The 14,863-nt window shown below is 70.7% G+C and carries 8 protein-coding genes; 3 read left to right on the forward strand and 5 right to left on the reverse strand.

The window, feature by feature from the left end; all coding sequences use genetic code 11:
• Nucleotides 1–124: 124 nt before the first annotated feature.
• From AB0O76_RS00210 to AB0O76_RS00220, 3 genes are read left to right on the forward strand one after another with little or no spacing between them, the layout of a single operon-like run.
• A complete protein-coding gene (locus tag AB0O76_RS00210) occupies nt 125–3,649 on the forward strand; it encodes a CDP-glycerol glycerophosphotransferase family protein (protein WP_365483180.1) in 3,525 nt (1,174 codons plus the stop codon).
• Nucleotides 3,646–6,477 (forward strand): CDP-glycerol glycerophosphotransferase family protein, encoded by a 2,832-nt coding sequence (locus AB0O76_RS00215; RefSeq protein WP_365483183.1) that lies wholly within the window; start codon nt 3,646–3,648, stop codon nt 6,475–6,477. Before AB0O76_RS00210 ends, AB0O76_RS00215 begins: the two co-directional genes overlap by 4 nt.
• Nucleotides 6,474–7,640, forward strand: a complete 1,167-nt coding sequence (locus AB0O76_RS00220; protein ID WP_365483186.1) for a glycosyltransferase — start codon at nt 6,474–6,476, stop codon at nt 7,638–7,640. The genes AB0O76_RS00215 and AB0O76_RS00220 overlap by 4 nt, the downstream gene beginning before the upstream one ends.
• An 80-nt stretch (nt 7,641–7,720) precedes the next feature.
• On the opposite strand, the gene AB0O76_RS00225 is transcribed toward AB0O76_RS00220, so the two are convergent.
• The 5 genes from AB0O76_RS00225 to AB0O76_RS00245 form a co-directional block, all read right to left on the reverse strand.
• Nucleotides 7,721–8,596 (reverse strand): class I SAM-dependent methyltransferase, encoded by an 876-nt coding sequence (locus AB0O76_RS00225; RefSeq protein WP_365483189.1) that lies wholly within the window; start codon nt 8,594–8,596, stop codon nt 7,721–7,723.
• Nucleotides 8,597–8,669: 73 nt separating this feature from the next.
• Nucleotides 8,670–10,919, reverse strand: coding sequence for a bifunctional glycosyltransferase family 2 protein/CDP-glycerol:glycerophosphate glycerophosphotransferase (locus AB0O76_RS00230; protein WP_365483192.1), 2,250 nt, complete (start codon nt 10,917–10,919; stop codon nt 8,670–8,672).
• Between the two features lie 182 nt (nt 10,920–11,101).
• Entirely contained in the window at nt 11,102–11,983 is an 882-nt protein-coding gene (locus AB0O76_RS00235) for a carbohydrate ABC transporter permease (protein WP_365483195.1), read from the reverse strand.
• Nucleotides 11,980–13,260 carry a sugar ABC transporter permease gene (locus AB0O76_RS00240; protein ID WP_365484373.1) on the reverse strand — a complete coding sequence of 427 codons (1,281 nt, stop codon included), beginning with the start codon at nt 13,258–13,260 and terminating at the stop codon, nt 11,980–11,982. Before AB0O76_RS00240 ends, AB0O76_RS00235 begins: the two co-directional genes overlap by 4 nt.
• 75 nt (nt 13,261–13,335) lie before the next feature.
• Nucleotides 13,336–14,730 carry an ABC transporter substrate-binding protein gene (locus AB0O76_RS00245; protein WP_365483198.1) on the reverse strand — a complete coding sequence of 465 codons (1,395 nt, stop codon included), beginning with the start codon at nt 14,728–14,730 and terminating at the stop codon, nt 13,336–13,338.
• Nucleotides 14,731–14,863 lie beyond the last annotated feature (133 nt).

Raw genomic sequence — 14,863 nt, forward strand, 5'->3', positions numbered from 1 at the left:
GCGTGATCACTCGAATGGCTCTGGGCGGGTGACCCGCGAGGGCGGCTGTTGTTGTTAACCAGTAGGTCCCCCGCAGGACGCGCAGCCGTGCCCGACAGTTCTCCGGAAGGAATGTGCGCAGCGCATGACACCCCGACTCGCCGTCGTCGTCCCCGTCTACAACGTCGAGGAGTTCCTCGACTCCTGCCTACGGTCACTGGCCGAGCAGACCATGCCGGACTTCGAAGTGGTCATGGTCAACGACGGTTCCACCGACGGGAGTCCGCGCATCGCCCGTGAGTTCGCCGCACGGGACGAGAGATTCAGGCTGGTCGAGCAGGAGAACGCAGGGCTCGGCGCGGCCCGCAACGCGGGGGTCAGAGAGGCACACGGCAGCTTTCTGGCGTTCGTCGACAGCGACGACGTGGTGCCGCCCGACGCGTACGAACGGATGCTCGCGGCGCTCGATGAGTCGGGCTCCGACTTCGTCACCGGCAACGTCCACCGGCTGCGGCCCGACGGCGTGAGCAGGCAGTCCCCGATGTTCCGCAAGACGATGGAGACGGACCGCAGCGGCACGCACGTCACCCGCGACTGGGGTCTGCTCGGCGACCGCATCGCCTGCAACAAGGTCTTCCGCAGGACCTTCTGGGACCGGCACGACCTTGCCTTCCCGGAGGGTGTCCTCTTCGAGGACACCCCCGTGACGATCCCCGCCCACTTCCTCGCCGACGCCGTCGACGTGCTCAAGGACCCCGTCTATCTCTGGCGCGACCGCGACGGCTCCATCACCAGCGGCCGCACCGAGCCCCGCGCCGTCCGCGACCGCACCGCCGCCGTCCTCGCGGCGAGCGGCTTCCTCGCCGGGAAGGCGGGGGAGACGGAGGGGACACCGGAGGGCGAGCTCTGGGCCGAGGCCAAGCGGCGCTACGACCGGACGGTGTTCTCCGGGGACCTGTGGCTGTTCATGGAGGCCCTGCCGCACGGCGACGCCGAGTACCACGAGGCCTTCCTCGACCACGCCAACGCCTTCGCCGCCACCGTCGACCGATCGGTCGTGGACGCGCTGCCGCTCGCCCTGCGCGTCCGATGGCGGCTCGTACAGCAGCGCCGCGTCGGCGACCTGATGGCCTTCATGGCGTACGAGAAGTCCAACCCGGGAGCCTTCCGGGTCCGCGGCCTGCGCAGGCGCCGGGCCGACTACCCGGGGATCGGCGGGCTGCCGCGCGAGACGGTCGCCCTCAAGCGCTCCGACGTGCCGCTCACCGCGCAGCTCACGCAGGCCGCGTGGGACGACGACGGCCTGCTGCGGCTCAAGGGCTTCGCGTACATCCGCAATCTGCCGGCCGGGCGGATCGGGGCGCGGGCCAGGGTCGCCTGGCTGCGGGCGGGGCGGCGGCGCGTCCTTCCGCTGAAGCTGCGCACGGTGCGGGCGCGCGAGGCGACGTACCGCTCCAAGCAGGGGCTGCACAGCTACGACCGGTCCGGGTTCGAGACGGTCGTCGATCCCAGGAGGACCGTCACCAAGCTGCGCAGTACCACCTGGAACGTGGAGATGGGCGCGGTCAGCGGGCTCCTGCCGCGCACAGGGCCTGTCAGGATGAGCGGCCTTCCCGCGCTGCCCGTGCGGTATCTGGAGGACTTCCTGCGGGTGGCCGTCACGCACAGCAAGGGACGTCTGCGGCTGCGCACGGAGCGGGTGGCGGCGCGGCTCGTCGCGCACGAGGGGTGCGGTGGTGCCGTCCGGCTGCACGGGCGGCTCGCGGCGGGCGAGTCCCAGGCCATCGACTCCGTACGCGTCGAGAACTGGCACACCAAGGAGGCACACGACGTCCCGGCCGTGGTGAACAGCCGGGATTTCAGCGCGGACGTGCCGCTCGGCCTCTTCAAGACCGAGGTGGACGAGCGCACGGGCGAGCCGCGCAAGGCCGACCCGTGGGGTGTCGCGGTGGTCCGTGGCGGCGGGGAGCGCACCCCGCTGGCCGTCCGCCCCGAGGTGGCGCCGGGCCGGTACGGCCTGCGGCCGGGACGTGAACTCCTCGTCCTCGCCAACGCGTCGGGCAACCTGGAGCTGCGCGACCAGACCGTGCGGCCGCTCGTCGACAGCGTGACCTGGGACGGTGAACTCGTCCTCGAAGGCAGCCACCCGGCCGAGCGGCCCCGCACCGGGGAGCTCGTCCTCGTGCACGGCGGCCACGGCGACGAGGCCGTGCTTCCGGTGCGGATCGACGGCGGACGGTTCACGGCGGCACTGCGACCGGAGGCCGTCCGGGGCCATGCGGGCACCCTGCCGCTCGCCGAGGGGCGCTGGAACCTCTACCTGCGCGAGCCGGGCGAGAGCGACCCCGATGAGTACACCCCGGTGTGCGTGGCGCCCGGCACCGACCGCCGACTGCCGCTCACCCGCACCCTGTCCCGCCGTGAGATCACGCTGAAGCGGCACGCCCAGGACGGCCTGCACCTGCGCTCCGGATCCGCGCTGCCCCCGGCCGACCGGGGCGGCCCCCGGCAGCGGCGGCTGCGTGAGGCGTACGCGGCACAGCGCGGCGCCCGGCTGCGGGACGCCGTCCTGTACTGCAGCTTCGACGGACGGCAGTACTCGGACTCGCCCCGCGCCATCCATGAGGAACTGGTCGGCCGTGACGTCGAGTTGGAGCATCTGTGGGTGGTGCGCGACCAGCAGGTCGAGCTGCCCGAGAGCGCCGTGCCGATCGCCATGTGGAGCGCCGACTGGTACGAGGCGCTCGCCCGATGCCGCCACATCGTGACCAACACCCAGCTGCCCGACTGGTTCGAGCGCGCCGAAGGGCAGTTCGTCGTGCAGACCTGGCACGGCACCCCGCTCAAGCGCATCGGCCGCGACCTGGCGGGCCACGCGTCCGGGGACGCCGCCTACATGGCGACGCTGCCCGCCCGCGCCGCCCAGTGGAGCGTGCTCGTGTCCCCGAACCGCTTCTCGACGCCCCTGCTGCGCGGCGCCTTCGGCCACACCGGCGAGGTCCTGGAGTGCGGCTACCCGCGCAACGACCTGCTGCACGCCGTCGACCGCGAGAAGGTCGCCGCGTCCGTACGCGAACGGCTCGGCATCCCCGAGGGCAGACGCGTCGTCCTGTACGCGCCGACCTGGCGCGAGAACCAGCCCAAGAAGGGCGGCCGTTACGGCCTCGACCTGCGGCTCGACCTGGCCGCCGCCGAGCGCGCCATCGGCGACGACCAGGTGCTCCTCGTGCGCAGGCACTACCTGGTGGGGGGCGCCGTCCCCGAGTCCGACTTCGTCCGCGACGTCACGCGCTACCCCGACGTGAGTGAACTCCTCCTGATCAGCGACGTGTTGGTGACGGACTACTCGTCCCTGATGTTCGACTTCGCGCAGACCGGCCGCCCGATGCTCTTCCACACCTACGACCTCGACCACTACCGCGACACCCTGCGCGGCTTCTACTTCGACTTCGCGGCCCAGGCACCGGGGCCGCTGCTCACGACGGGCGACGAGGTGATCGAAGCGCTGCGCGACCCGCGGGCGGCCACCGCCGCGTACGCCGACGCGTACGACCGATTCCGCGAGGTCTTCTGCGACCTGGACGACGGGCGCGCAGCCGCCGGTGTCGTGGATGCCATGCTCGCCAGCGTCGCGCGCGGGGACGGCACACCCGAGGGAGGCCGCGCATGAGCAGCAGTACGCCCGATCTGCACGACATCAGCTGTGTCGTCGTCGGCGGCAAGGACGCGGGCGCGCTGAAGGCCTCGGTGCGGTCCGTCATGGGCCAGTCGATGGCGGGCGTCGAGGCCGTCGTCGTCGACCCCGGCACCGAGCCCGCGGTGAGCGAGGCGGCCGCCGCACTCGCCGCCGACCACCCGCACCGGGTGCGCCTCGTGCGCGCCGAAGGCGACCTCTCCACGGGGGCGGCGCGCAACCTCGGGCTCGACGCGGCACGCGGCCGGTACGTCATGGTCGTCGGCGCGGGCGAACGCGTCCAGGCGCACGCCTGCCGCAACCTCTTCGAGGCGGCGCGCTCCACCGGAGCCGACCTGGTGGCGGGCCGCTGGACGCGGCTCACGGGCAGCGGCAAGAAGGAGCGGGGCCCCGGCTGGCAGGACCGAGTGCACGGCAGGACAAGGGTGGTGCACGACCTCGCCGACGCCCCCGAACTCGTCGTCAGGGACTCCCTGCTCACCGGGTTCTGCATCCGCCGTGACGTCCTGGAACGGGCAGCGCTGCGGTACGCGGAGGACCTCGCCCACAGCGAGGTCCTCTTCGGCGTCCGGGCCGCGCTCGCCGCCAAGGGCGTCGCGATCGTGCCCAACCTGATCACCACCCGCCGCGCGGCCCTCGCCCCCGCCCGCGAGACCCCCGCCCTCGCGGAGGCCAACTCCCGCGCCGCCGCGCTCCTGATCGGCCTCGGCCGCCTCGACCTCTGCGACCGGCGCGAGCGGGCCTTCCTCGGCGACCATGTGCTGCCGTGCGCGCGGACGTTCCCGCGGCTCACCGCCGAGCAGCGCCGCGAGACCACCGCCGCGCTCGCCCCCCACCTGGAGGGCCGCGTGGACCTGCGCGCCCTGGACGAGCTCGCACCGGTGGAGCGCGTGTGCGTACGGCTGCTCGCGGAGGGCGACACGGAGGGCGTCCTCGCGGCCGCGTACGCACTCGGCAGGCCGGGGGCGGTGGTCTCGGAGCTGACCGAGCGCGACGGCAAGGTCTACTGGCGGGCCGACGGCCTCGACGATCCCCGCGTACGCGAGGTGCTCGACGTCACGGAACTCGGCCACCAGCACCGGGAGTTGAGCGAGACGCGACTCCTCAACCGCCTCACCGGATGCGCGGTCGACGGCGCTGAAGCGGTCCTCGAAGGCCGGGTCGCGCTGCCCGCGAACCTGCTCCCGGAGCGCCCGCCGCTCACCGCCCGGCTCCACGTCCGGGCGCGCGGAGCTGCACGGCGCGGCTTTCGCGTACCCGTCGAGGAAGTGCGCCACGACGACGGCGCGATCGTCTGGCGGGCCAGGGTCCGGCTCACCGGCGGCCCGCGCGAACTCGGCACCGGCGACCGCGTGTGGGAGCCAAGACTCCAACTGACGGCGGGCGGCGATGAGTTGAGTACCGAACTCGTCGCCGAGCGGGAGACCGTGAGCAGGAGCCCGGGGATCACCGTCACCGGCGGCAACAAGCTGGAGCTGCGCCTGCGGCCCCGCGACCGGACCACCCGCGCCCTGCGTGCGGCACTGCACTACGCCACGCACTTCCGCCCCGCCCGCAAGCTGAAACTGCGGATCCGCGCCCTGCGCAAGAGGCTCGACCGGCTCGGCGCGCAGCCCGTCAAGATCCGCGCCTACCGGCGGGTGCTGCGCCGCCTTCCCGTCAGCAAGGGCTCGGTGGTCTTCGAGAGCCACATGGGCAAGTGCTACGGCGACAGCCCCCGCGCGGTCCACCAGGAGATCCTCGACCGGGGACTGCGCCTCCGCTGCACCTGGTCGTACGCGAAGTCCACCGACGGATTCCCCAAGTCGGCCCGGCTGGCCCGCCGTTGGTCCTGGCGCTACCTCTGGTCCCTTGCCCGCGCCGAGTTCTGGATCGACAACCAAGGCTTCCCGCACGCCCTGGAGAAGCCGCGCCACACCACGTATCTGCAGACCTGGCACGGCTCCGCGTACAAGCGGATGGGCTTCGACGAGGCGCGCCTCAAGACGCAGAACGCCCCGCAGCGCGCCCGCCTGCAGCGCGCCGTCGACCGCTTCGACCACTTCCTTGTGCGCTCCGAGCACGACGTGAACACCCTCGCCCGCGCCTACGGCATCCCCGACGACCGGCTGCTGCGCTGCGGCTATCCGCGCAACGACCGGCTCGTCGCCGCACGCGCCGACGACGAGACGTCGGGCCGCTTCCCGCGCCCGGCCGCGGCCGCCGCACTCGGCATCCCCGACCACAAGACGGTCGTCCTCTACGCGCCGACCTTCCGCGGCCTGCCCAAGGGCAGTAGACCCGCACAACTCCCCCTGGATGTACGGAAGTTCGCCGACCGATTCGGCGACACCCACGTACTCCTGGTGCGCGCCCACTACATGGAGGCGGCGAGCCTCCCCGTGTGCCCGCCGGGCACCGTCGTCGACGTCTCCGCCCACCACGACGTCAGCGAACTGCTCTGCCTCGCCGACATCCTGGTGACCGACTACTCGTCGATCATGTTCGACTTCGCGCTCCTGGACCGGCCGCTGGTGCACTTCGCGCCGGACCTCGACGCGTACGCGGCCGAGCGGGGCAGCTACTTCGCGCTGCGGGACGACGCGGGCGGCCCCGTGGTCGAGACCGAGGAGGAGCTGCTGCGGATGCTTGCCACGCTGAAGCAGTCCGACGCGGCGTGGACCGACGCCCGGCGGACGTTCGCGCAACGCTTCGGCGCGTACGACAAGGGGCGGGCCGCCGCGGACGTGGTGGACGCGCTGTTCGGGGAGCGGTTCGGGAACACGAAAGACGCAGTCAAGGCAGCCAAGGGGGCCGGCACATGACCACCACGACCGCGGCCGCGGTGCGCAGCCGCGACCTCTTCCTCGTCGCGAACACCGTCGACGAGCTGGGCGGAGTCACCGCCTGGGCCCACCAGATGGCCCGCCTCTTCAAGGCCGGCGGCCACCGCGTGCACGTGATCGGCGTCCACGAGGCCGAGCTGAAACTGGTGCTCCCCGACGACCTCGGCTACCCCGTGACCAGCCTCTACCGCGAGCACCCCCCGACACCCCGCCCCCTACGCGGTTTCGGCCGTCTCAACGTCGTGGCGCTGCGCCGCGAATCGGCGCGGATCGCCGCCAAGAAGCGGACGGTCGACCGGCTCTCCGGGCTCTTCCGTGCCGCGCGCCCCGGAGCCGTCGCCATCGTCACGCAGGTCTGGCCGATGGAGTGGATCAGGGAGGCGGACACCGCCGGCCTGCGCATCATCGGCATGAGCCACGAGTCGTACGCCTACACCCGTGCCTGCCACCGCTACCGCTCGGTCAAGCGCAACTACCCCTCCGTCGACCGCTGGCTCGCGCTCACCCAGGAGGACGCCGACGACTGGATCGCCGACGGCATGCACAACGTCGGAGCGATGCCCAACGCCCTTGCGCACCTGCCCGAAGTCCCCTCGCAGCGCCGCCAGAAGGTGGTCTGCAGCATCGGCAGGCTCGCCGACCAGAAGGGCGTCGACATGCTCGTCGACACCTGGGCCCTTGTTGCCCCGCAGCGCCCCGACTGGACGCTGCGGATCTACGGCGCGGGCGCGGACGAGGCCGACCTCAGGCGCCAGTGCACGCGGCTCGGCCTCGACGGTTCGGTGGAGTGGATGGGCCGCACCGGCGATGTGCCGGGCGTGCTCGCGCAGAGCTCGGTCTTCGTGCAGTCATCGCGCGGTGAGGGTTTTCCGTTGGCCCTGATGGAGGCGATGGCCAGCGCGGTGCCGTGCGCGGCGTTCGACTGCGCGCCTGGCGTACGGGAGATCGTCCGGCACGGCGAGGACGGGCTGCTTGCCCCTGCGGGCGATGTCGAGGCCCTTGCCGACCGTCTCCTCCGCCTCACCGGCAATCCGCGGTTGCGGGACGCGATGGGGGAGCGGGCGCGGGTGAATGTGCAGAGGTTCTCGGAGGCGGCTGTGCTTGAGCGCTGGGAAGCGTTGTTCGAGCTGCTTGAGCGCTGAGCGCTTTGCTGGGGCGCGGAGATGGCTGCGGGTCGGTGGGGGCTGGTCGCGCAGTTCCCCGCGCCCCTTACGGGGCCCTCTCAGTTACGTCCCGTCCGCGAAAGCAGTGATGCGAGCAGGCCCTTGGTGCGGGTCGGCGTGGGCGCCGGCTCCGGGGTCTCTCCGGCGTATCGGGACACCGGATGCTCCGGCGACCGTGCCTTCTTGCCGCTGATCCGGATCATCGGGAACTCGGCGACCTCCTCGGCGCCGTGCCACATGTCGTCGCGCTCCTTCAGGAACGCCGCGAGATCGGCGTGTATCGCGTCGTAGGCGCCCCACGTTCCGTAGAACTTGGTGGCCGTGATGCACAGCGGCTTGAGCCCCGTGCTCGCCACCGCGCCCCAGGTCGCCGCGGCCACGCCCGGACAGTGCTCGGCACGGAAGTCGTCGAGGACGACTATCCCGTCGGCACCGAGCACCTCGCGGGCCGCGGCGATGTCCGCGTGCACATGCTCGTACAGATGCGAGGCATCGATGTGCACGAAGCGGCAGGTGTCCGGCTCCACGTGAGCGGTGATGCCGGATGACGGCTCCTGGACGATCTGCGGGAGCTCGTCGTGGAAGGACCGGTAGTTGGCCTCGAAGGCGCGGCGCGTGAGCGTGGACCGGTAGGAGCGGCCCATCTCGGCGGAGTTGGCCTCGTCGGGCGCGGGCGAGTCGAAGAGGTCGCAGACCGTGAAGGTCTCCTCGTCGCGCAGATACGTACCCATGAAAATGGCGCTCTTGCCGAGATAGGCGCCCAGTTCCAGGAGGTCGCCCCGCTCTGAACGTTCGTATTGCCTGCTCAGGATCCAGTCGAAGAGCACCTGGTCGACCGGATGGAACCATCCCTTCACGTCGGAGAGCCGGTGCGGCCTCGGCAACTGATCCGTGTCCGTGCCGTTCGTGGACGCGTGCGCTGTTGCTTGCTGCATGTCTGGTCCTGGGGATGGGGGGAGGCGGACAGTGCTGCCGGACGTGTGGGGGACGTTTCGGCGCACGATGCCGTTAGAAGCGCGGAGTGGGCTCGGATACGTCGGCCCGCGGCAGCGGCTCATCGGCCACCCCCGCGGCCGGCGCGGGGTGCCGCTCCGCCAGTGGCGCCACAGACGGTAGACCCCCTGGCTCACCGAGCACCACATGCCTCACAACTCGTTCAGCCGCTCGCCCGTCGTCGTACACGCAGAAGCGGTTTCGGAAGGCCGTGCGCAGCTGGGCCGAGCGCGAGCCGCGCCAGTGGCCCGTCGCGAAGATGTCGGTGAGCTCGTCCTCGCTGCGCGCGACCGCGCCCGGCGGGAAGTCCCGCACGTCGAAATAGGTGCCGCGGGCCGCCTCGTAGGCCTCCCAGTCGTCGGCGTGCAGGACGACGGGCCGGTCGAGGTTGGCGTAGTCGAACATCAGCGACGAGTAGTCCGTGACCAGGGCGTCCGACGCGAGACAGAGGGACTCGACGCTCGGATGGTCGGACACGTCAATCAGGCGACCCGACGAGGAGGCGAGCGGTGCCTCGTACGAGTGATGGGCGCGGGTCAGGATCACGAAGCGGGGGCCGAGCGCCCGCAGCACCCGCTCCAGGTCGAGGGCGCGGAGCTGGGAGCGGCGGTAGTCGCGGTGGGTGGGCGCGTAGAGGATGGCGACCGCGCCTTGGGGGATGCCGATGAGCTCGCGCTGGCGGGCCACGTCCGCGGAGGTCGCCCGCTGGTAGATGTCGTTGCGCGGGTAGCCGTACTCGAGGGTCGTGTACGAGGCGGGGAACACCCGCTCCCAGACCAGCGTCGAGTGGCGGTTCGCCGACAGGACGTAGTCCCATTTGTCGGCGTTCTTCAGGAGTGTCGCGAAGTCCGTGTCCCGTGCGGCGGCCGGCCGGTCCTGGAGGTCGAGGCCCATCAGCTTCAGGGGCGTGCCGTGCTGGGTCTGGATCATCACCTGGCCGCGGCGCTTGACCAGCCTGCGGTCGAAGTCGACGTTGTTCACCAGGTACTTGGAGCGGGCGAGGGCCGTCCAGTACGCGGCCGTGCCGGGCCGGATCTTCCGGGTTCCCGTCGGCACCGCGTGGTGGTGGCGGGGTTCGGCGATCCACGCGGTGCGGATGTGCGGGGCGTGCTCGCGCACCGCGGCCTCAAGGGCGCCGGGGTTGCAGCCGTGGCCGCGCCCCCAGTACGAGGAGAACACCGCGCGGTCGGCGCGCACCGGAAGCCGCAGCTGGATCCGGTAGTGCAGCTGGAGCGCGGCGCCCCTGGCGCGGCGGCCCGCGGTGGCCGCGTACCGCCTGGCCCTGGTCCGCAGCCGCAGCGCCGTCCACAGGGTCCGGTAGGTGCGGTGCGAGCCCATCCGCACCAGCGCGTGCCGCAGCCGGCTGCCGGGCTTCCCGCGCGAGCCGGGGACGCGGTAGCGGCGGTAGTGGGAGCGGGCCTTGCGCAGGAAGTCGGCGCGGGTGCCGCGCGGCAGCCGGTCGCGCTTGGTGAAGACCGTCGAGAAGTGGTCGATCATCCGCCGGAACAGGACGGGCCGCCAGGACGCCGCCAGACCGGGGTGCTCGTCGAGGAACGCGAAGACCCGGTCGTACTGGTCGAAGATGTCGAAGTGCTTGCGGCTCGTGGTGTTCAGGATGTTGCCCCGGCGCCGCTGCCGGTAGTGCAGGCAGACCCGGTCGAGGGTGCAGATCGAGTCCGCGGAGAGCATGACCGGGAAGGTCCAGGGGGTGTCCTCGTAGAAGCCGGGCGGGAAGACGAAGCGCTCGCGCTCGATGAACTCGCGGCGGTAGGCCTTGTTCCAGGCGACCATCAGGAGCCTGAGCAGGCTCGGCCGCTCGGTGAGCCGGAAGGGCGCGTCGCCGTCCTCGTCGAGCAGGTTCGCGTACTGGTTGCGTACGGTCTCGCCCGACCAGTACGTGCGCGCGTAGTCGTAGACGAGGACGTCCGGCTCGTCCGTCTCCTTGAGGCGGTAGGAGATGGCGTGCAGGGCGCCGGGGGTGAGGGTGTCGTCGCCGTCCAGGAAGACCAGGTAGTCGCCGGTCGCGTGCTCCATGCCCGCGTTGCGCGCCCGGCCGAGGCCGACGTTCTCCTGGAGGTGGACGGCCTCCACCCGGTTGTCGCGGGCCGCGAACTCGTCGATGAGGGCGCCGCAGGCATCCGGTGAACAGTCGTCCACCACGATCAGTTCGAGATCTGTGAACGACTGGTCGAGGACCGACTCCAGGCATGCGTGCAGATATGCCTGCACCTTGTACACGGGAACGATGACACTGAACCGGGGCAAGGCACATCCATGGGTCGACGCGGGCATACAGCCCGGAACGCCCGGAGGGCCGGTCGGGTTACGCCGGATGCGGCAGACGGGGGATGGACGCAGGTGAGGCGGCCCCCGCCGGGGACCGCCTCACTCGCCGAACGAACGTACAAGTGCCTTGATCCGGCGGCTACTTGACGACTGTCCGGCGGCTACTTGACGGCGCCCGCCATCACGCCGGACACGAACTGCCGCTGGAACGCGAAGAACACGGCCAGCGGGATCACCATCGAGATGAACGCGCCGGGCGCCAGGATCTGCACGTTGTCGCCGAAGGACCGCACCTGCTGCTGGAGCGCGACCGTGATCGGCGGGCTCTCGGAATCGGCGAAGATCAGCGCGATCAGCATGTCGTTCCAGACCCAGAGGAACTGGAAGATGCCGAGCGAGGCGATCGCGGGCGCGCCGAGCGGCATCACGACCCTGAGGAAGAGCCGCAGCTCACCGGCTCCGTCCAGGCGTGCGGCCTCCAGGAGTTCACGCGGGATCTCCGCGAAGAAGTTCCGCAGGAGGAAGATCGCGAACGGCAGGCCGAAGGCCACATGGAAGACGACCACGCCGGTCGTCGTCTCGAAGATGCCGATCCCGCCGAAGATCTTGGATACCGGGAGCAGCGCCACCTGCACGGGCACCACGAGCAGCCCGACGACGCCGAGGAACCACCAGTCGCGCCCCGGGAACTCCATCCACGCGAAGGCGTATCCGGCCAGGGACCCGATGATCACGACGAGCAGCGTCGCCGGGACGGTGATCATGATGCTGGACAGGATCGAGTCGGTGATCGTCTCGTCCTTGAGCAGGTCGGTGTAGTTGTCCAGCGTCATCTGCGACGGGGTGCTGAACACCTTCCACCAGCCGCTCTCGGCCATGTCGGACGAGGTGCGCAGCGAACCGAGAAGCAGCCCGACCGTCGGCACCAGCCAGAAGAGACCGATGACGACGAGGAAGACGCGTACGGCACTGCCGCTGACCACGGCGGCGATCCGCCCGCCGAGCGACTGCTTGGCCTTCACCGTTTCGACTTGGGTGGTCATCGTCGTCCCTCCCGCCGCAGCCGCCGGATATTGAAGAGCATCACCGGGATCACGAGGAGGAACAGGAGCACGGCGATCGCGCTCGCCACTCCCGAATCCTTGTCGAGGAACGCGGAGTTGTAGAGCTGCAGCGCCAGGACGTTCGCGTCGTCCTTCGACGAGTTCGGCGCGATGATGAAGATCAGGTCGAAGATCTTCAGTACGTTGATCATGAGCGTGACCGCGACCACGGCGAGCACCGGCGCGAGGATCGGCACGGTGATCCGGCGGAACACCTGCCACTCGTTGGCGCCGTCGACCCGGGCCGCCTCCAGGAGTTCACGCGGCACGCTCGCCAGGCCTGCCGCGATCAGGACCATCGCGAAGCCCGTCCAGATCCACAGATACGAGCCGATCACCGCGGGCGTGATGAGGGACGGGCCGAGCCAGTCCACGCCGTTGTACGGCTCGCGGAAGTTCGATGCGGGGAACCGGAGTTGGGCCCCGTCGGCCTCCTTGGGCAGGGCGAAGGTGCCGTCGCCCGCCGCCTCGGCCGATGCCACCACCTTGCCGTCCTTGACGGCCTCGATCTTGATCCCGGCATAGCCGAACTCGGCCTTGTCCGGGGCGTTGAGCTCGCCCCGGCCCTTGCCGCGTGTGAAGTCCTGCCAGGCCGTGCCGGTCACCTGGTCCGGGTCCGGCTTCGCCGCCGCGGCCGACTTGGCGTCGTCCGGCATGTTGTCCGGCGCGACACCGGTCAGCGGCAGGGCGACAGGGGTGCCCGCCGAGACCGCCTTGCGCGTGATGAAGGCGCCCCCGCCCGCCGACTTCAGCGGGGATTCCGTACTGGGGTGCGCCTGCGGGAAAGCGGACGACTCGGCGAAGGTGTCGTGCGCCGTCACGAACACGGCGTTGGCGACACCCCGGTCGGGATCCGACTCGTAGACGAGCCGGAAGATGATCCCCGCCGCGAGCATCGAGATCGCCATCGGCATGAAGATGACCAGCTTGAACGCCGTGCCCCAGCGGATCCGCTCGGTGAGCACGGCGAAGATCAGGCCGAGGCCGGTCGCGATCGTCGGGGCGACCACCACCCAGATCGCGTTGTTCTTGATCGCGGTGAGGATGGTGTCGTCGGTGAACAGGGTCTCGTAGTTGCCGAACGCCGTGAAGTCGCCCGACTTGTCGAAGAAGCTGCGGAACAGCGAGTACCCGATGGGGTAGAGGACGAGCGCGCCGAGCAGCACCAGGGCGGGCAGCAGGAAGAGCACTGCCACGGACTTGCGGGTGCCGGTCACGCTCTTGCGCGGTTTGGCGGCCGGGGGCAGCGCCACGTTCGGCGTGCCCCCGGCGTTCGCGGACGCCATGGCGCGTCAGTCCTTGTAGGCCTTGGCGGCGGCCGTCTCCAGCGCCTTCTGTGTGCCCGCGACGTCCTTCGGGTTCTTCAGGAAGTCCTGCAGCGCCTTCCACTCGCCCTTGCCCGGCGTGCCGCCGAAGGCCTGCGGGGCCTGGTCGGACATGTCGAAGCGGATGTCGTCGCCCGCCGCGATGAGCGCCTTGGCGATGTCCCGCTGTACGTCGTTCGGGTACGCCGCCAGGTCGAGGCTCTTGTTGGGGGACACGAAGCCGCCCGCCTCGGCCCAGATCTTCGCCGAGTCCGGCGATGCCAGGAAGGTGAGGAGCGCCTGCGCGCCCTTGCTGTCCTTCAGTGCCACCGCGGCGTCACCGCCGACGACCGCAGGGGACTCGGCGCCGACCGCCGGGAACGGGAAGACCTTGGCGTCCGTGCCGACCTTGGACTTGGTCTCCGAGATCGGCAGCGAGACCATGTCGCCCTCGAAGACCATGCCCGCCTTGGGCTGCTCGCCGCCGGTGAAGGTCTGCTTCACCGAGGCCGGGAACTCGGTCTGCAGCGCGCCGTCCGCGCCGCCCGCGACGAAGCCCTTCTTGCCGTAGAGCTCGCCGAGCGTGGTCAGCGCCTCCTTCACGGAGGGGTCTGTCCACTTGATCTCGTGCTTCGCCAGCTGGTCGTACTTCTCGGGGCCCGCCTGCGAGAGGTAGATGTTCTCGAACCAGTCGGTGAGGGTCCAGCCGTCGGCGCCCGCGACCGATATCGGCGGCACGCCGGAGTCGTACACGGTCTGGGCCGTCTTCATGAAGTCGTCCCAGGTCTTGGGCTCCTTGGCGCCCGCGTTGTCGAGAACCTTCGTGTTGTACCAGACGAGCGACTTGTTGGCCGCCTTGAAGTACACGCCGTACTGCTTGCCGTCGACGGCCCCGAGGTCCTGCCAGCCCTTCGCGTAGTTCTTCTCGAGCTGCTTCTGCGCCTCGGGCCCGACGGGCTTGGCCCACTTGTTGGTCACGGCCTGTTCAATGGCGCCGACCTGCGGAAGCATCGCGACGTCCGGCGGCTGGCCACCCGCGACCTTCGACTCCAGGAAGCTGATGATGGGGTCCTGCGCGGGCACGAAGGAGACGTCCGCGCCGGTGCGCTTCTCGAACTCGTCGAGGACCTTGAGAAAGACCTTGCGCTCCGATCCGCCCCACACGGCGGCGACGGACACCTTCTGCCCGTCCAGCTTGGGCAGTTGAACTGCGGCCGCGCTCTCCTTGCCGCCGCCCTTGTCCCCGCCCTTCCCGTCGTCCTTGTCGTCGTCACCGCACGCGGTGACGGTGAGGGCGAGCGCCCCCGCGACGACGGCCGCGGCGATCCTGGAGGTGGTACGCCGATGGTGCGGTGCCCTGCGTGTACGAAGAGTGCTGCGCATCACTGCCCCGTTCTCTTCACTGGCGAGCGAGTCCCGTGCGGCTTGTCTACGCCCGCCCGGGGAACACCGGCAAGAGCACCAACCATGACAACTAGCCGATCGTGATGCCGTTGTGACGTGCCGTCACGAGCGG

This window comes from Streptomyces sp. NPDC086554, from assembly GCF_040686095.1.
Classification (GTDB): Bacteria; Actinomycetota; Actinomycetes; order Streptomycetales; family Streptomycetaceae; genus Streptomyces.